This window comes from Rubrivivax gelatinosus (assembly GCF_016583785.1).
Lineage (GTDB): Bacteria > Pseudomonadota > Gammaproteobacteria > Burkholderiales > Burkholderiaceae_C > Rubrivivax > Rubrivivax gelatinosus_B.
In genome coordinates this window covers 27738-44555 of sequence record NZ_NRRU01000003.1, presented here as the reverse complement: position 1 = coordinate 44555, position 16818 = coordinate 27738, and the positions used below count along the sequence as shown (strand labels likewise).

Sequence of the window (16818 nt, the reverse complement as noted above, 5' to 3'; positions counted from 1 at the left end):
GGCGGGATTGTAGGAGGGGGGTGTCGCGCGCCGCGTCCGGCGCCGCCGCCCGGCCCCGGCTACAGCCACTGCTTGAGCAGCGTGCGCAGCTGTTCGCGCGAGTAGGGCTTGGATAGATGGGCGTCCATGCCGACGGCCAGCGACTGGGCAGCGTCCTCGTCGAAGGCGTTGGCCGTCAGCGCGACGATCGGCACCCGCGCCAGCCGCAGCCGCGCCTCGCGCTCGCGGATGCGCTGGGTGGCGGCGTAGCCGTCTAGCACCGGCATCTGGATGTCCATCAGCACGATGTCGAAGTGCTCGCGGTCGATGCGCTCCAGCGCCTGCTGGCCGTCCTCGGCCTCGACGACGTCGAGGCTGAAGGTCTTCAGCATCTCGGCGGCGATGAGGCGGTTCACCGGGTTGTCCTCGACCAGCAGCACGCGCCCGTGCAGCGCCGGTGCCGGCGCCAGCGGCATCAGCCCCGAGTCGAGCATCGGCGAGTGCAGCGGCACCGGCTCGGGCGCCGGCGGCAGCGCGAGCGTGAAGCCGAAGCGCGAGCCGCGGCCCTCGGTGCTCTCGACGACGATGTGCCCGCCCATCGCCTCGATGATGCGCTGGCTGATCGCCAGGCCCAGGCCGGTGCCGCCGTGGCTGCGGCTGCGCGTGGCGTCGACCTGGGAGAAGGGCTGGAACAGGCGCGGAATCGCGTCGGCCGGGATGCCGATGCCGCTGTCGGCGACCTCGAAGCGCACGCCGCGCCGGCCTTCGGGCGCCGATGCCGGGTTCAGGCGCAGCGTGACACCGCCGCGTTCGGTGAACTTGATGCCGTTGCCGATCAGGTTCAGCAGCACCTGCTTGAGCCGCGAGGCGTCGCCGATCACGGCGTCGGGCACCTCGGGCGCGATCTGCAGCTCGACCTTGAGGCCGCGCTGCTCGGCGGTGGAGCGCAGCAGTGCCGCCGCCGACGCGGCGACCGCGTGCACCGACATCGGCGCCGGGCCCAGCTTCAGCTTGCCTGACTCGATCGTCGAGTGGTCGAGCACGTCGTCGATGATGCACAGCAGCGACTCGCCCGATGCCACCGCGGTGCGCACCAGGCTGCGCTGGCGCTTGTCCAGCGGGGTGTCGCGCATCAGGTCGAGCGCACCGAGGATGCCGTTCATCGGCGTGCGCATCTCGTGGCTCATCGTCGCCAGGAACTGCGACTTGGAGATGCTGGCGGCGTCGGCCGCCTGCTTGGCGCGCTGCAGCGAGACGTTGACGGCCTCGGCCTCGAGCCCGCGGCGCAGCGACTCGGCGATCGTCAGCCGCAGCTCGCGTGCGGCACTGAGCATCGCCAGGCCGTAGATCGGCGCCAGCAGCGCCAGCGGCAGCGAACGCACCGGCGCGACGAGCAGGCTGACGGCGCAGATGGCGCCGATCTGCAGCGTCGTCAGCCAGGCGAAGGAGCGGCCGGCCATCGCCATGAACTGCGCCGAGTAGGCGATCGAGCCGCAGACCATCACCAGGTACAGCGTGCGCGCCTGCTCGTCCAGGCCGGGATAGACGGCGACCGTGCAGACGGCCCACATCGTGCCGACCGCGATCGCGGTGGCGTCCAGCCAGCGCGCGACACGCGCCAGCTCGGCATCGGTGGCGGGCGGCGAGTCGGCGTGGCGGCGTGCGAGCGAGCGCCGCAGCAGCGCCGCGATGCCGCCCACGGTCGCCGCGCCGGCGGCGGCCAGCGGTCGCCCGGCCATCCAGCCGAGGGCGGCCACCAGCCCCATCGCGACCAGCAGCATCCACACGCCCCGGGTCGCATTGCGCAAGGCCGTGCACAACAGCCGGCGTTGCACCAGGCTCTCGATGTCCGGCGACGCCTGTTCCAGTGTCGTCATTGCGCCGGGAGCATAACCAGCGGTCGATAATCCCGGGTCATGGAATATGTGCAATGGTTGATGGACTTCGTCCTTCATGTGGACCTGCATCTGGCGGCATTCGTCCAGGCTTACGGCGCCTGGGTCTATGCGCTGCTTTTCATCGTCATCTTTGTGGAGACCGGCGTCGTCGTGATGCCCTTTCTGCCCGGGGACTCCCTGCTGTTCGTCGTCGGGGCGATGTGTGGTGTCGGCCTGATGAACCTGCCGCTGGCGATGCTGCTGCTGATCGCGGCGGCGGTGCTGGGCAACCAGTGCAACTACACGATCGGCCGGGTGGTCGGACCGCGTGTATTCGGCTGGAACCAGTCGAGGTTCTTCAATCGGAATGCTTTCAATCGCACTCACGCTTTTTACGAACGTTACGGCGGGTTTACTCTGATCGCCGGGCGCTTCATGCCGTTCATCCGCACCTTCGCGCCGTTCGTCGCCGGGGTGGCGCAAATGACGCGCAGCCGCTTCACGCTGTTCGACGTCACCGGCGCGGTGCTGTGGATAGGCAGCCTGACGAGCGCCGGCTACCTGTTCGGCAACCTGCCGTGGGTGAAGGACAACCTCAGCAAGATCATCTGGGCGATGATCCTGGTGCCCGGGCTGTTCGTGCTCTACGGCGCCTGGAAGGCGCGCCGCGCCGGGCCCGAAGCCGCCTGAGGGCGGCGGCCCGCCGCTACAGCGAGCGCTGCCGCGCCAGCGGCGGGTTCTTCGCGAAGTAGTGGCGGATGCCGGTGGCGAGCGCGTCGACCAGGCGCGTGCGGTAGCCGGCATCGCGCAGCAGCGTCTCTTCTTCCGGGTTCGAGATGAAGGCGGTCTCGACCAGGATCGACGGGATGTCGGGTGCCTTCAGCACCGCGAAGCCGGCCTGCTCGACGTCCTTCTTGTGCAGCCGGCCGACGCGGTCCAGCCGCGACAGCACTTCGCGCCCGAGCTTGACGCTGTCCTTGATCTGCGCCGTCGTGCTCATGTCCAGCAGCGCCTGGCGCAGCTGGGCGTCGCGCACGGTGGCGACGTTGACGCCGCCGACCAGGTCGGCGGCGTTCTCGCGCTGCGCCATCCAGCGTGCGGCGGTGCTGGAGGCGCCCTTGGTCGAGAGCGCGAAGACGCTGGCGCCGCGCGCCTCGGGGCGCAGGAAGGCGTCGGCGTGGATCGACACGAACAGGTCGGCCTGCACCCGCCGCGCCTTGCGCACGCGGTCCTGCAGCGGCACGAAGAAGTCGGCGTCGCGCGTCATCATCACGCGCATGCCGGGCACGGCGTTGAGCTTCTCGCGCAGTGCCAGGCCGACGGCGAGCACCACGTCTTTCTCGCGCAGCCCGGTCGGGCCGATCGCGCCCGGGTCCTCGCCGCCGTGGCCGGGGTCGAGCGCGACGATGATCAGGCGGTCGACGCGGCGCCGTTCGGCGTCGGTCGGCGGCGTCTCGCGCGCTGGCGCTGGCGTCTGCAGCGGCGGCACCGGCACCGGCGGCTTGGGCGCCGTCGACTGCGGGATGCCGGGTTTGTCGACGCGTGCGATCAGCTCGCCGAGCGCATCTTCCACCGCCTTGGCGGCCTGGCGCTCGGCGGCTTCCTTGTCGCGGATCAGCGCCAGCAGCGGGTCCTGGACCTCGGTCGGGTAGAGGTCGAAGACGAGCCGGTGCTGGTAGGCGGCCACCGGCGCCAGCGTGAACTGCTGCGGGGCGACCGGGCGCTTCAGGTCCAGCACCAGCCGCACGACACGGGCCTGGAACTGGCCGACGCGCACGCCGGCGATGTAGGGGTCGTCGGGGCGGATCTTGCCGACGATGTCGCGCAGCATCGGGCTCAGTTCCAGCCCTTCGAGGTCGATGACCAGGCGCTCCGGCGCTTCGGTGACGAAGTGCCGGGCGACGAGTGCGCCGTCGGACTCGATCGTGACCCGGGTGTAGTCGCTCGCCGGCCAGACACGCACCGCGACGATGCCGGCACCCCAGGCCAGCTGGGGCGCGGCCAGCAGCAGCACGAGCTGGCCGGCACCGGTGACGAGGCGGCGGCGTTTCATCGCAGCAGCGCGACGCCGCGCGCACTGAAGGCCTGGGCCAGCACCCGGCGGCTGGCGTCGTCCTGCGGCGTGATCTCCAGGCGCAGGTCGGGTGGCGGCAGCATCGCGCGCGCCTTCTCGGGCCATTCGAGCAGCTTCAGCCCCGGGTTCGCGAACAGCTCGCGAAAGCCCGCGTCCTCCCACTCGCGCGGGTCGTCGAAGCGGTAGAAGTCGAAGTGCGAGATCGCCAGCCCGGGCAGCGCATAAGGTTCGACGACGGCGTAGGTGGGGCTCTTGATGCGGCCGGTGACACCGAGCGCGCGCAGCAGGTGGCGCACGAAGGTGGTCTTGCCGGCGCCCAGCGGGCCGTCGAGCTCGATGCAGGCGTCGCGGATCGCCGGCCGCGAGGCGAGCGCCGCCGCCCAGGCGGCACAGGCGGCCTCGTCGGGCCAGGGGACGCTGCGGGTTTCTAGAATCGACGGATGCGAACCGAACGACACGTCGACGGGCCCTCGTTGCTCGAGCGACTCCGGATCTGGGCGCATGAGGCGGGATTCTCCCAGATCGGCGTGGCCGACATCGATCTGGCTGCCGCCGAGCCGGGTTTGCGCGCCTGGCTGGAGGCCGGTTTCCATGGCTCGATGGCCTATATGGCGGCACACGGCATGAAGCGCGCACGCCCGGCCGAACTGGTGCCGGGCACGGTGCGTGTGATCAGCGCGCGCATGGACTACCTGGCGCGCGACACACCCGCCGACTGGGTCGAGACCGAACGCCGCCGCGTCGACGCACCCGGTGAGGCGGTGATCTCGATCTATGCCCGCGGCCGCGACTATCACAAGGTCTTGCGCAGCCGGCTGCAGGGCCTGGCCGACCGTCTGGCGGCCGAGATCGGGCCTTTCGGCCACCGCGTCTTCGTCGACTCGGCGCCGGTGCTCGAAGTCGAACTCGCTTCGCGCTGCGGCCTGGGCTGGCGCGGCAAACACACGCTGACGCTGGCGCGCGACGCCGGCTCGATGTTTTTCCTGGGCGAGATCTACGTCGATCTGGCGCTGCCGGTCACGGCGCCGGAGACGGCGCACTGCGGCCAGTGCACGGCCTGCCTCGACGCCTGCCCGACCGGCGCCATCGTCGCGCCCTACCGCGTCGACGCGCGGCGCTGCATCAGCTATCTGACGATCGAGAGCGACGAGCCCATCCCGCTCGAACTGCGCCCGGCGCTGGGCAGCCGCATCTACGGCTGCGACGACTGCCAGCTCGCCTGCCCTTGGAACAAGTTCGCGCGCCGCGCGCCGCTGCCTGACTTCGACCTGCGCGCCGATCTCGCGGCACCGACGCTGCTCGCACTCTGGGCCTGGGACGAGGCCACGTTCCTGAAACGCACCGAAGGCAGCCCGATACGCCGCATCGGCTGGCAGCGCTGGCGCCGCAACCTCGCCGTGGCCGCCGGCAATACGCTGCGCCGGCAAGACGACCCGCTGCTGGCGGCGGCGCTGGCCGCCGGCCGCGACGCCGCGGGCGAGCGCGCCGCCGAACACGTGGCCTGGGCGCTGGCTCAGCGCAGCAGCCCCAGCAGCAGCAGCGCCAGCGGCAACCCGGCCATCGCCACCAGCGTCGACAGCGTCACCAGGCCGGCGACGTAGCCGCCGTGGCCGCCCATGCGCGTGGCCAGCACGTAGGCGCTGGACGCGGTGGGCAGCGCCGCGAAGGCGACCAGGGTCGCCTGCTGCGCCGGCGGCAGGTCGAGCCCGAGCACGAGTGCGATCGCCAGCGCCGGCAGCGCCAGGTGGCGGATCGCCAGCAGCGCCCCGGCCAGGCCGGGCCCTTCGCGCAAAGCGCCGAACTGCAGGCCGGCACCGACGGCCATCAGCCCGAGCGGCACCGCGGCCGAACCGACGCGGCCCATCGCGCCGGCCAGCAGCTCGGGCAGGCGCAGCCCCAGCAGGTTGAAGACGAGCCCGGAGGCGGTCGCCAGGATCAGCGGGTTGCGCAGCAGCTCGCGCGCATAGCCGTGGCCGCCGTGGCGTGCCAGCGGCCAGACGGCGGCGATGTTGCACAGCGGCACGCACAGCGAGATCAGCAGCGCGGTCCAGGCGACGCCGTCGGCCCCGGCGATGCGCGCCGCGACCGCCAGCCCGACGTAGGAGTTGAAGCGGAACGCGGTCTGCGCGCCCGAGGCGTGCAGCCGCGCATCGACGCCGGGCACGAGTGCCAGCGCATAGGCCAGGGCGACGCCGGCGCCGACGATCGCCAGGCCGCTGCCGGCCAGCGGCAGCATGCTGCCGAACGCGATCGGCTCGCGCACGATCGAGCCGAACAGCAGCGCCGGGAACAGCACGTAATAGACCAGGCGCTCGGCACCGTCCCAGACACCGCGCCCGAGCGGTGTGTGACGGCAGATCAGGAAGCCGGCGATGATCAGCAGGAAGTCGGGGGCGAGCAGCAGGAGGTCGGGCATCGGGCGCCAGTGTGCCAGCGCCCCGGTCGGCGACGGGTCAAGCGTTCGCGTTGTAGAAGCTGCCGAACACCAACCGGGACCGATCCATGATCAACCGTCGCCGTCTCCTGCTCGCCGCCGCCGCCGGCGGCCTGCTCGCCCGTCCGGCTGCTGCCCAGCTCACCATCGTCGGCGAGACCTTCCCGGCGACGATGCGCGTCGGCAACGCCGACCTGGTGCTCAACGGCGTCGGTACGCGTTCGGTCGCCTGGATCCACGGTTATGCCGCCGGGCTCTACCTGACGCGCCGCGCCACCAGCCCGGCACAGGTGCTGGCCACGCCCGGGGCCAAGCGCATCCAGCTGCGCATGCTGCAGGAGGCGCCGGCCAAGGAGTTCGTGAAGGCGATCGACAAAGGCTTCCGGCGCAACACCCCGGCGGCCGAACAGCCGGCGCTGGCGCAGCGCCAGGCGGCGCTGAACCGCCAGGTGCAGGCGATGCGCCAGGTGAAGAAGGGCGACGTCGTCAACCTCGACTTCGTGCCCGGGCGCGGGCTGGTCTTCACGCTGAACGATCGCCAGACCGGCCCGGACCTGCAGGGCGAGGACCTCTACGCCGCGGTGCTCGGCATCTTCCTCGGCGATCGCCCCGTGGACACGCGGCTGAAGGCCGGATTGCTCGGACAGCCGGCGGCCTGATCACACACAATCGGCGCAGACCCCGTTTCCCACCCACCACCGAGATGGAGACTGCCCGCATGAAGAGAAGAACGCTGCCCGCGCTGTTCCTGGCCTGTCTGGTCGCACCGCTGGCTGCCTGGGCCCAGGGCTACCCGACGAAGACCGTGAGGCTGGTCGTGCCCTTCGCCCCCGGCGGCACGACCGACATCATCGCGCGCACCATCGCCGACAAGATCTCGCCCGCGCTGGGCCAGACGATGGTCGTCGAGAACAAGGCCGGCGGCGGCAGCATCATCGGCGCCAACGAGACCGCCAAGGCCACGCCCGACGGCTACGCGCTCGGCGTCGCCACCGTGTCCTCGGTGGCATCGAACCCGGCGATCAACCCGAAGGTGCCCTACAACCCGCTGACCGACTTCACGCCGATCATCAACATCGCCGCGACGCCCAACGTCATCGTCGTGCACCCCAGCTTCCCGGCGCGCGACTACAAGGGCTTCCTCGCCGAGGTCAAGAAGAATCCGGGCAAGTACAGCTACGCGAGCTCGGGCACCGGCGGCATCGGCCACATGCAGACCGAGCTCTTCAAGAGCCTGGCCGGCGTCTTCATCACCCACATCCCGTACCGCGGTGCGGGCCCGGCGCTCAACGACACCGTCGCCGGGCAGGTGCAGATCATGTTCGACAACCTGCCGTCGGCGCTGCCCTTCATCAAGGACGGCCGGCTGGTCGCGATCGTCGTCGCCGCGCCGCAGCGCCTGGCGGTGCTGCCGAACGTGCCGACCTTCAAGGAGGTGGGCCTGGAGCCGGTCAACCGCATGGCCTTCTACGGCATCTACGGCCCCAAGGGCCTGCCCAAGGAAGTCGTCGACAAGATCAACGCCGCCGTGCGCACCACCGTTGCGCTGCCCGACGTGAAGAAGCGCATCGAGGACACCGGCTCGCTCATCGTCGCCAACACGCCCAAGGAGTTCGGCGACCAGATCAAGGCCGAGTACGAGGTCTACAAGAAGGTCGTGCAGACGGCCAAGCTGTCGCTGGAGTGAACACGGCGGGCGTCGACGTCGCCGCCTTGGCGGCGCCCGGCCCGGTCGAGGCGGCGAGCGCCGCCTCGATCGACCGTTTCGTCGACGCGCTCTGGATCGAGGACGGCCTGGCGTCGTTGACGCTGGCGGCCTACCGTCGCGACCTGACGCTGTATGCCGGCTGGCTGGCCCGCCGCCACGCCAAGGCGCTGGACGCCAGCACCGAGACCGACCTGCTGGGCTACATCGCCGAACGCCATGTCGCGACCCGCGCGACCACGGCCAACCGGCGGCTCACCGTCTTCAAGCGTTATTTCCGCTGGGCGCTGCGCGAGCACCTGGTCGCGGGCGACCCGACGCTGCGGCTGCTGTCGGCACGCCAGCCGCTGCGTGTGCCCAAGAGCCTGAGCGAGCGCCAGGTCGAGGCCTTGCTGGCAGCGCCCGCGGTCGACACGCCGCTGGGTTTGCGCGACCGCGCGATGATCGAGCTGATGTACGCCAGCGGCCTGCGCGTGAGCGAACTCGTCGGCTCCAAGAGCGTGCACCTGAGCCTGCCCGACGGCGTGCTGCGTGTCCTCGGCAAGGGCTCGAAGGAGCGCATCGTGCCGTTCGGCGAAGAAGCGCACGGCTGGCTGCGGCGCTACCTCGCCGAGGCGAGGGCCGTCATCCTGGGCGGCCAGGCGAGCGACGCACTCTTCGTCACCGCGCGCGGCGGGCCGATGACGCGCCAGGCCTTCTGGCTGCTGGTGAAGAAGTACGCGCGCGAAGCCGGCATCCTGGCGCCGCTGTCGCCGCACACGCTGCGCCACGCCTTCGCGACCCATCTGCTGAACCACGGCGCCGACCTGCGTGCGGTGCAGCTGCTGCTGGGCCACGCCGACATCGGCACGACGACGATCTACACCCACGTCGCACGCGAGCGGCTGCGCCTGCTGCATTCGCGCCACCACCCCAGAGCCTGATTTCAGCCATCCGTCGGCAGCGGCGACTGCGGCTTGATCTCCTCCAGGCAGATCATCGAACGCACGTCGTCGACGCCCGGGATCTGCATCAGCCGGTCGGTCAGGAACTGCGACAGCGACTTCAGGTCGCGCGCGACCACCTTCAGCAGGTAGTCGCAGTCGCCGCTGACGGTGTGGCATTCGAGGATCTGCGGAAAAGCGCGGATGCTCGCCTCGATGTCGCGCACGCGGTCGAAAGCACCGCCGTGGATGTTCAGGCTGACGAAGGCGGTGACGCCGTAACCCAGTGCCTGGGCGTCGACGCGCGCGCCGTAGCCGCGCAGCACGCCGCGTTCCTCGAGCGCACGGGTGCGTCGCAGGCATTGCGGCGCCGACAGGTGCACGCGGCTGGCGAGCTCGACGTTGGAGATCCGGCCATCGGCCTGCATCGCGGCGATGATCTTGCGGTCAATGGCGTCCAAATCGTTCATGGATCTCAAATATCGTCGTATCGGTGCAATATTGTTTCACCTAAACCGGTATTCGGCGCAGTTTATGGAAAGCACATTTCTAGCCGGCTTGGGCACAGTGTGGACATGAACGACCGTCTGCACGCCACCGCCGCGCCTCATCCCGCGATCGAACTCGAACGGCGCTGGGGCGCCGACAACTACCACCCGTTGCCCGTCGTGCTGACACGCGGCGAGGGCGTGTGGCTCTGGGACAGCGCCGGCCGGCGCTACCTGGACATGATGAGCGCGTATTCGGCAGTGAGCTTCGGCCACGGCCACCCCGCGCTGGTGGCGGCGCTGGTCGAGCAGGCCGGGCGGCTGGCCGTCACCTCGCGCGCCTTCCACAGCGACCGGCTCGGGCCTTTCCTCGAGCGCCTGTGCATGCTCACCGGCATGGACCGGGCGCTGCCGATGAACAGCGGCGCCGAGGCCGTCGAGACCGCGCTCAAGGCCGCGCGCAAGTGGGGCTACAAGGTCAAGGGCATCGCCGCGGGCCGGGCACGCATCGTCGTCGCTGCCGGCAACTTCGCTGGTCGCACCACGACCATCGTCGGCTTTTCCAGCGAGGCGCAGTACCGCGACGGCTTCGGGCCGTTCGCGCCGGGCTTCGACACCGTGCCCTTCGGCGACGCGGCGGCTTTGGAGGCCGCGATCGGCGACGACACCTGCGCCGTGCTGCTCGAGCCGATCCAGGGCGAAGCCGGCATCGTCGTGCCGCCGCCGGGTTATCTGCGCGCTGCGCGCGAGATCTGCACCCGCCGCGGCGTGCTGCTGATCTGCGACGAGATCCAGACCGGGCTCGGCCGCACCGGGCGCCGGCTGGCGCTCGACCACGAAGGTGTGGTGCCGGACGGCCTGACGCTGGGCAAGGCGCTCGGCGGCGGGCTGCTGCCGGTCAGCGCCTTCCTGGCGCGTGCGGACGTGATGGCGCAGTTCACACCGGGTGACCACGGCAGCACCTTCGGCGGCAATCCGCTGGCGGCGGCCGTCGGGCTGGCGGCGCTCGACGTGATGGAACGTGAAGGCCTGGCCGAACGCGCCGCCGCGTCGGGCGAGCGGCTGATGGCGGGCCTGCGGGCGCTGGCGCACCCTGCCGTGCGCGAGGTGCGCGGCCGCGGGCTGCTGGTCGGTGTCGAGCTGGCGCCCGACTTCGCCTCGGCGCGTGTGGTCTGCGAGGCGCTGATGGCCGAAGGCGTGCTGACCAAGGACACGCACGGCACGGTGGTGCGCCTGGCGCCGCCGCTGGTCATAGCGCCGGCGCAGATCGACTTCGCCGTCGCCGCCTTCGCATCGGCGCTGCGCGCCTGCGGCGGCTGAGCCCGCCACCGCCGCGGTGTGTGCCGCGGAAATGAAAAAAGCCGGTCTTGCGACCGGCTTTCGGCTGTCGGTTGGAAACCGATCAGAAGTTGTGGCGCACGCCGACGGCGAAGGAGCTCGGGTCCTTGCCGGTGAACGAGGTGCCGTAGGCGACATTGCTGTCGTTTTCCACGGCCGTGTAGAACGCGTAGACCTTGGTGCGCTTGGACAGGTTGTAGTTGTAGCCCACCGTGTACTGGATCGCGCCGCTCTTGCTCACGTCGTCCCAGTCGTCGGCCCAGCCGACGTTGACGTGGAACTCGCTCGCGCCCAGCGTGTACTGCAGCGAACCACGGACCGAGTTGCGCTTGCCGAAGTCGACGCTGTCGGCCAGCTGGTAGTAGCCGCCGAAGGTGAAGGCACCCAGTTCGTACAGGGCACGCAGCGCGACTTGCTTGTCGCCCGGGTCGTTTTCGTCGTAACCGGCGCCCAGGTGCAGAGCACCGGCGTCGTAGTTGACGGCGGCTTGCCACGACTTGTTGGCGTCCGTGCCTTCGCCGGCGGAAGCGGCGAATTCAGCGGTCAGGCCACCGAACGACGGGGTCAGGTAGGCGACCGTGTTCTTCGGCGAGCTGGCGGCGACGTAGAGCTTGTCTTCCGACGTGCCGGTGTCGTGGTTGTGCAGGCTGACGTAGTCGGCCGTGGCGTAGTACGCCGGGCTCGTGATACGGCCGGCGCGGACCGTGCCGTACGGGGTTTGCAGGCCGACGAAGGCGTCACCGGACCAGAATTCCGTGGCGGCGGTGCCGGTGTCGCTGTTGAAGCGGTGTTCGATCATGAACAGCGCCTTCAGGCCACCACCGAGGTCTTCCGTGCCCTTGAAGCCCAGACGCGACGCGTTGTTCTGCAGAACAGCCTTGGAATCGGTCGTGTCGATGTTCTTTTGGTACTCGACCGAGGTGTTCAGGCGGCCGTAGATCGTGACATTGCTCTGCGCGAAAGCGGCCGTCGAGGCCAGGCACGCGAGAGCGATCAGGGTGCGCTTCATAGTCGTTTCGTCCTTTACGTTAGACCGCGGAGCTCTTCGTGAAGTCTGTCTCCGGGGTTCGCGGCTAGTCTACGGCGCTGCCTCGGACAAACCCGGTATGAGCCTGTCATATGGCCTGTTGATGACGGCGGACTGCGGCTTTCACGCAACAGGTGCACCGCAATGGGGCGTGTCACGCCTGAGGCGAAAATGACGGCATGGATCACGACTTTCTCTCGGCTTTCGTCCTGCTGCTGCTGGTGCTGGACCCTTTCGGCAGCCTGCCGATCTTCATTTCCGTCCTTCGTGGTGTCGACCCGGTGCGGCGCCGGCGCGTCGCCGTGCGCGAGGCGACGATCGCGTTCTTCGTCCTCGCCGTCTTCATGGTCGGCGGCCAGGCCTTCCTGTCGCTGATGCGCCTGTCCGAACGTTCGCTGGAGGTGGCCGGCGGGGTCATCCTGCTGATCATTGCGATCCGCATGATCTTCGCCACCGGCGGCGAGGTCTACGCGGCCGATGGCCGCGGGCGCGAACCCTTCATCTTCCCGTTGGCGGTGCCGCTGCTGGCCGGCCCGTCGGCGATGGCGACGGTGCTGCTGCTGGCCTCGCGCCAGCCCGACAACATGCTGCAGTGGTTCGGCGCACTGACCGCGGCGATGCTGGTCTCGGGCATCGTGCTGCTGGCGGCCGACCGCATCCGCAACCTGCTCGGCTCGTCGATGGTCGCCGCGATCGAGAAGCTGATGGGCCTGGTGCTGACCGCCGTCGCGATCGAGATGATCCTGGCCGGCCTCAAACGCTACTTTTTCGAGACCTGAGGCCCCCAAGCTCGCTCGCGCTCGCTACCCCCCGAGGGGGCTGCCCGCCAGCGGCCCGGCAGAGCCGGCTCCGCGGCGGAGCTTGATCTGTTCCGTCCCTGGCTGGGTTCGCCGGGAAGAGACAAAACAAAGGGCCGGAAGCCTGTCGGCGCCGGCCCTCTGGTGACGCGCGCAGCGCGTGGCGGTGTCAGCGTCCGCGCAGGTGCGCGGGCGCCTCCAGGCGCTTGGCCAGCAGCGACAGCGTCAGCGTCAGCACCAGGTACAGCGCGGAGATCGCGAGGTAGGGTTCCCAGTAGCGTGAATAGGCGCCGGCCACGGTGCGCGCGGCCAGAGCCAGCTCGGCCAGGCCGATCGCCGACACCAGCGAGGAGTCCTTGATCAGCGTGACGCCCTCGTTGACCAGTGCCGGCACCATGCGCCGGAAGGCCTGCGGCAGGATCACGTAGCGCATCGCCTGCGCGTGGTTCAGCCCGACGCTGTAGGCGGCCTGCGTCTGCCCGCGGTGGATCGAGAGGATGCCGGCGCGGAAGATCTCGCTGATGTAGGCGCCCGAATTCAGGCTCAGCGCGACGCAGCCGGACAGGAATGCGCCGTGTTCCTGGCGGAACAGGCGTGCGGTCTCACCGGATATCAGCAACCCGTGGTCCTGGTGCACCAGCGCCGGCATCAGCGCGAAGTGCACGAGCAGGATCTGGACGAACAGCGGCGTGCCACGGAAAAACGTGACATAGGCGATCGTCACCCCGCGGGCCAGCCGAACCAGCATGGCCATCGGGACCGACTTGGGTTGCGGCGCATCGACCGAGCTGCTGACGAGTCCCAGGCCCACGCCCAGGATCAGCCCGGCCCCGATGGCGACCAGCGTCAGCTGGATCGTCATCAGCAGGCCGCTGGCGAACAGCGGCCCGTAGCCGGCGAGGATCTCCCAACGAAGATCCATCGCCGATCCGGCTTAGTTCGACGCGGCCGATGCCGGGGCTTGCGCCTTGGCCGGCGCGGCGCCGAAGTACTTCGCGTAGATCTGGTCGTAGGTGCCGTCGGCCTTGATGCCGGCCAGGCCCTGATTGATCTTCTCCAGGACCGCGGTGTTGCCCTTCTTCACGGCGATGCCGTAATGCTCGGGCGCGAACTCGGGGTCGCTGATGGTCTTGAACTTGGCGCCGGGGTTGTTGGCGACGTGGTGGATGATCACGCCGTTGTCGGCGACGACCGCGTCGACGCCGCCCGACTCGAGTTCCTTCAGCGCCAGCGGCGTCGACTCGAAGCGCTTGATGTTGGTGCTCGCCTTGCCGATCAGCTTGGTGGTGGCCTCGTCGCCGGTGGTGCCGGTCTGCACGCCGACCTTGAGCTTCTTCAGGTCCGCGAACTTGGCGACCTTGCTGTTGTCGCGCACGGCGATCAGCTGGGCGGCGTCGAAGTAGGCGTCGCTGAAGTCCAGCGTCTGCTTGCGCTCGTCGGTGATCGTCACCGCCGAGATGATGATGTCGCGGTCACCCTGGCCGAGCGAGTTGAAAATGCCTTCCCACGGCGTGTTGACGAACTTGACCTCGAAGCCGGCCTTCTTCGCGACGGCAGACAGCACTTCGATGTCGAAGCCGACGATCTCGCCCTTCTCGTCCTGGCTCTCGAACGGAGCGTAGGCGGCGTCGGTGCCGACGGTGTAGACAGTCGGTGCCGGGGCCGGAGCGGGGGCCGAGGCGGCCTGCTCGACGGGAGCCGGTTCCTCCTTCTTGCCGCAGGCGGCGAGCACGATGCCGGCCGCGAGAACCGCGGCCGTCTGCAGGAAGCGACGGGTCGTAATCTGGGTCATGGGGTTGGGACAGGAAGGTTGAGGCCCGCGCAGTGTACTCGTGGGTCCGCCTGTTTTTGCAGCACGAACGGCGCTCCAGGTCAAGGGCGCCGCGCGATGTCCTGCGGCAGGCGGGTCCACGGCAGCTCGGCCGGGTCGGCGGGCATGGGCCCGGGCGCGCGCGCGACGATGATGCGGGAGGCGATCGTCGCGAACGCGGCGCGGAAATGCACCGAGCTCTTCACGACAAGCAGTTTCAGTGCCCGCGGCTCGACGCCGAGGAAACGGCACAGCGCCTCGTCGATCAGCTGGCCTTTGCCGCTGGTGACGAGCACGCGTACGCCGTCGATCTCGACGCAGGCGCTGGGCCCCAGGTGCACGGTGTTGCCCGCGGTCATCGGGCCGGCCAGCGCGACGTCGCCGGCGTGCAGCGCCAGCACCGTGGCCAGCGCCTGAACCGGCGGCTCGCTGTCGCGGCCACCCGGGCAGCGCACGCTGCGGCCCAGCCGCAGCGGCAGCCGCTCGCCGACGCCGGCCGCGTGCGCCGCGGCCGCGGCCTCGGGGTCGTGCATCAGCCCGAGCGCCACTGCACCGGGAAAGCGCCTGCCGGCACCGGCATCGAGCAGCGCGTGCAGCAGCCCGGTGGTGTTGGCGTCGGCGCCGGCGCCCGGGTTGTCCTGGGTGTCGGCGACGATGACCGGGCGTGTCGCGGTGGCCGCCGCGCGCAGCGCCCGGGCGACGGCCCGGCCTGCGTCCGGCAGCTCGACGGCGAAGGACGCGGCCTCGGCGATCAGGTTCTCGGCCAGCGCCAGCACGTTGGCCTCGACCGCCTCGGCATCGTGGCCGTGGCCGAAGACCACCGGGCCGCACTCGGGCACGTCGGCCGCCGGGAAACCGAAGGCCAGGCCGAGGTGCACGCCGCTCTGCGCTTCGAGCGTCGCGAGGTCGGCCATGACGCCGGCGGCCGGGTCGAGCAGCGTGCACTGGGTGTGGATCGGCAGCAGGAAGGGCAGGCGCCGCGAGCGCGTGACGAAGGTCCCGCGGCCGACCAGCTCGGACAGCAGCCCGGCGGCGCGCGCGCCGGTCTCGGCCATGTCGACGTGCGGATAGCTGCGGAACACCGTCAGCGCGCCGGCGTGGCGCAGCAGCCGGGCACCGACGTTGGCGTGCAGGTCCAGGCTGCAGACGATGGGCAGCGCCGGCCCGGTGACGGCGCGCAGGCGCGCGAGCAGCTCGCCTTCGCAGTCGTCCACATGTTCGGCGACGGCGGCGCCGTGGAGGTCGAGGTAGACGGCGTCGTAGTGCTCGCGGCGCGCGTCCTCGAGCAGCATCGCGGCGATGTGTTCGAAGGCCTCGCGCCGGATCTGCGCCGATGGCGAGGCGCCGGCCCAGATCGAGGGCACCAGCGTCCAGCCGCGTTCGGCCGCGTCGTGCATGAAGCCGGCCATCGGCAGCGAGGTCGGCGCCAGGCGCTCGAGCATCGCCGCGCCGCGCGTGAACTCGGGGAAGGCGTCGCCAGCAACGAATGCCGGCCAGCCGGCCTTGGTCGGTGCGAAGGTGTTGGTCTCGTGCTGGAAACCGGCGACGAGAACCCGCATCAGCCCAGCGCCTCCAGCGCCGCGAGTTCGGCGTCGTCGAAGCCGGCGGCGCGGCGCGCGGCGGTGTTGAACGGCCCTTTCAGCCGCGGTGCACCGTATTGCGCCGCCAGCCGCGCATAGGTCGCGACCGGCTCCAGCCCCTCGCGGGCGCAGAGCCAGCGGTACCAGTGGTTGCCGATCGCGACGTGGCCGATCTCCTCGGCCAGGATGATCCCGAGGATCTCGACCGCACGCGCGTCGCCGGCTTTGGCCAGACGCGCCTGCATCGGCGGCGTGGCGTCGAGGCCGCGCGCCTCCAGCGTGCGCGGCACCAGCGCCATGCGCGCCAGCGGGTCGGCGGCGGTCTTCTCGGCCATCGCCCACAGGCCGTCGTGGGCGTCGAAGTCGCCGTAGGCGTGGCCCAGCGTTGCCAGGTGGGCGGCGAGCAGGCGGAAGTGGCGCGCCTCCTCGGCGGCCACGCGCAGCCAGTCGCGGTAGAAGTCCTCGGGCAGGCCGGGAAAGCGCCAGCAGGCGTCGAGCGCCAGGTTGATGGCGTTGAACTCGATGTGCGCAACGGCGTGCAGCAGCGCGGCGCGGCCCTCGGCCGTGAACGGCGTGCGGCGCGCCAGCCGGGCCGGCGGCACCAGCGTCGGCCGCGGCGGCCGGCCGGGCAGGGCGCCCGGGGCGACGAACACGGCCTGGGTGTCGGGCACCGGCGCGGCCGCGTGCAGCGCCAGCGCCGCCGCGGCCTTGGCCCCGGGGTCTTCGATGGCCAAGGCCCCGAGCGCTTCGCTTCGCAACTCCATCCGTAAAATTATCCGCTTTGCC

At 70.5% G+C, this 16818-nt stretch carries 17 protein-coding genes; 7 read left to right on the top strand and 10 right to left on the bottom strand.

Annotation, left to right across the window (positions count from 1 at the left end; all coding sequences use genetic code 11):
• Positions 1–59: 59 nt before the first annotated feature.
• Positions 60–1856, bottom strand: a complete 1797-nt coding sequence (locus tag CKO43_RS01610) for an ATP-binding protein (protein WP_200226747.1) — start codon at positions 1854–1856, stop codon at positions 60–62.
• A 39-nt stretch (positions 1857–1895) separates the two neighbouring features.
• Between CKO43_RS01610 and CKO43_RS01605 the strand changes: the two genes are divergently transcribed.
• Complete coding sequence (locus CKO43_RS01605) at positions 1896–2546, top strand: DedA family protein (protein ID WP_200377668.1); 651 nt, start codon at positions 1896–1898, stop codon at positions 2544–2546.
• Between the two features lie 16 nt (positions 2547–2562).
• Here the strand turns inward: CKO43_RS01605 and CKO43_RS01600 are convergent, their stop codons facing one another.
• Both CKO43_RS01600 and tsaE read right to left on the bottom strand, forming a co-directional pair.
• The gene (locus CKO43_RS01600; protein ID WP_200377667.1) at positions 2563–3909 is read right to left on the bottom strand and encodes an N-acetylmuramoyl-L-alanine amidase; all 1347 of its coding nucleotides are present in this window, start codon (positions 3907–3909) and stop codon (positions 2563–2565) included.
• Positions 3906–4433: a tRNA (adenosine(37)-N6)-threonylcarbamoyltransferase complex ATPase subunit type 1 TsaE gene (gene tsaE, locus CKO43_RS01595; protein WP_200377666.1), complete on the bottom strand. Its 528-nt coding sequence runs from the start codon at positions 4431–4433 to the stop codon at positions 3906–3908. Before tsaE ends, CKO43_RS01600 begins: the two co-directional genes overlap by 4 nt.
• Here tsaE and queG point away from each other — a divergent pair.
• Complete coding sequence (gene queG / locus CKO43_RS01590; protein WP_200226742.1) at positions 4371–5531, top strand: tRNA epoxyqueuosine(34) reductase QueG; 1161 nt, start codon at positions 4371–4373, stop codon at positions 5529–5531. The two genes, tsaE and queG, sit on opposite strands and share 63 nt — an antisense overlap.
• On the opposite strand, the gene CKO43_RS01585 is transcribed toward queG, so the two are convergent.
• The gene (locus CKO43_RS01585) at positions 5444–6346 is read right to left on the bottom strand and encodes an AEC family transporter (RefSeq protein WP_200226741.1); all 903 of its coding nucleotides are present in this window, start codon (positions 6344–6346) and stop codon (positions 5444–5446) included. The genes queG and CKO43_RS01585 overlap by 88 nt on opposite strands.
• 86 nt (positions 6347–6432) lie before the next feature.
• Here CKO43_RS01585 and CKO43_RS01580 point away from each other — a divergent pair, with 86 nt between their 5' ends.
• From CKO43_RS01580 to xerD, 3 genes are read left to right on the top strand one after another with little or no spacing between them, the layout of a single operon-like run.
• A complete protein-coding gene (locus tag CKO43_RS01580; protein ID WP_200226740.1) occupies positions 6433–7023 on the top strand; it encodes a chalcone isomerase family protein in 591 nt (196 codons plus the stop codon).
• A gap of 59 nt (positions 7024–7082) precedes the next feature.
• Positions 7083–8051 carry a tripartite tricarboxylate transporter substrate binding protein BugE gene (locus CKO43_RS01575; protein ID WP_200226739.1) on the top strand — a complete coding sequence of 323 codons (969 nt, stop codon included), beginning with the start codon at positions 7083–7085 and terminating at the stop codon, positions 8049–8051.
• The gene (xerD, locus tag CKO43_RS01570; protein ID WP_430699135.1) at positions 8048–8992 is read left to right on the top strand and encodes a site-specific tyrosine recombinase XerD; all 945 of its coding nucleotides are present in this window, start codon (positions 8048–8050) and stop codon (positions 8990–8992) included. The genes CKO43_RS01575 and xerD overlap by 4 nt, the downstream gene beginning before the upstream one ends.
• A gap of 2 nt (positions 8993–8994) precedes the next feature.
• On the opposite strand, the gene CKO43_RS01565 is transcribed toward xerD, so the two are convergent.
• Complete coding sequence (locus CKO43_RS01565; RefSeq protein ID WP_200226737.1) at positions 8995–9462, bottom strand: Lrp/AsnC family transcriptional regulator; 468 nt, start codon at positions 9460–9462, stop codon at positions 8995–8997.
• Between the two features lie 105 nt (positions 9463–9567).
• Between CKO43_RS01565 and rocD the strand changes: the two genes are divergently transcribed.
• Positions 9568–10800 carry an ornithine--oxo-acid transaminase gene (gene rocD / locus CKO43_RS01560; protein WP_200226736.1) on the top strand — a complete coding sequence of 411 codons (1233 nt, stop codon included), beginning with the start codon at positions 9568–9570 and terminating at the stop codon, positions 10798–10800.
• Positions 10801–10882: 82 nt separating this feature from the next.
• On the opposite strand, the gene CKO43_RS01555 is transcribed toward rocD, so the two are convergent.
• Entirely contained in the window at positions 10883–11827 is a 945-nt protein-coding gene (locus CKO43_RS01555; protein ID WP_200226735.1) for a porin, read from the bottom strand.
• 197 nt (positions 11828–12024) lie between these two features.
• Here CKO43_RS01555 and CKO43_RS01550 point away from each other — a divergent pair, with 197 nt between their 5' ends.
• Positions 12025–12624 carry a MarC family protein gene (locus tag CKO43_RS01550; protein ID WP_200226734.1) on the top strand — a complete coding sequence of 200 codons (600 nt, stop codon included), beginning with the start codon at positions 12025–12027 and terminating at the stop codon, positions 12622–12624.
• A gap of 187 nt (positions 12625–12811) precedes the next feature.
• Here CKO43_RS01550 and CKO43_RS01545 read toward each other — a convergent pair whose 3' ends face one another.
• From CKO43_RS01545 to CKO43_RS01530, 4 genes are all read right to left on the bottom strand, one after another.
• Positions 12812–13564, bottom strand: coding sequence for an amino acid ABC transporter permease (locus CKO43_RS01545; RefSeq protein WP_200226733.1), 753 nt, complete (start codon positions 13562–13564; stop codon positions 12812–12814).
• Between the two features lie 12 nt (positions 13565–13576).
• Positions 13577–14434: a basic amino acid ABC transporter substrate-binding protein gene (locus CKO43_RS01540; RefSeq protein ID WP_200226732.1), complete on the bottom strand. Its 858-nt coding sequence runs from the start codon at positions 14432–14434 to the stop codon at positions 13577–13579.
• A gap of 80 nt (positions 14435–14514) precedes the next feature.
• Positions 14515–16011 carry a M81 family metallopeptidase gene (locus CKO43_RS01535; RefSeq protein ID WP_200377664.1) on the bottom strand — a complete coding sequence of 499 codons (1497 nt, stop codon included), beginning with the start codon at positions 16009–16011 and terminating at the stop codon, positions 14515–14517.
• Positions 16011–16796 (bottom strand): ferritin-like domain-containing protein, encoded by a 786-nt coding sequence (locus CKO43_RS01530; RefSeq protein ID WP_200226729.1) that lies wholly within the window; start codon positions 16794–16796, stop codon positions 16011–16013. The genes CKO43_RS01535 and CKO43_RS01530 overlap by 1 nt, the downstream gene beginning before the upstream one ends.
• Between the last annotated feature and the right edge of the window lie 22 nt (positions 16797–16818).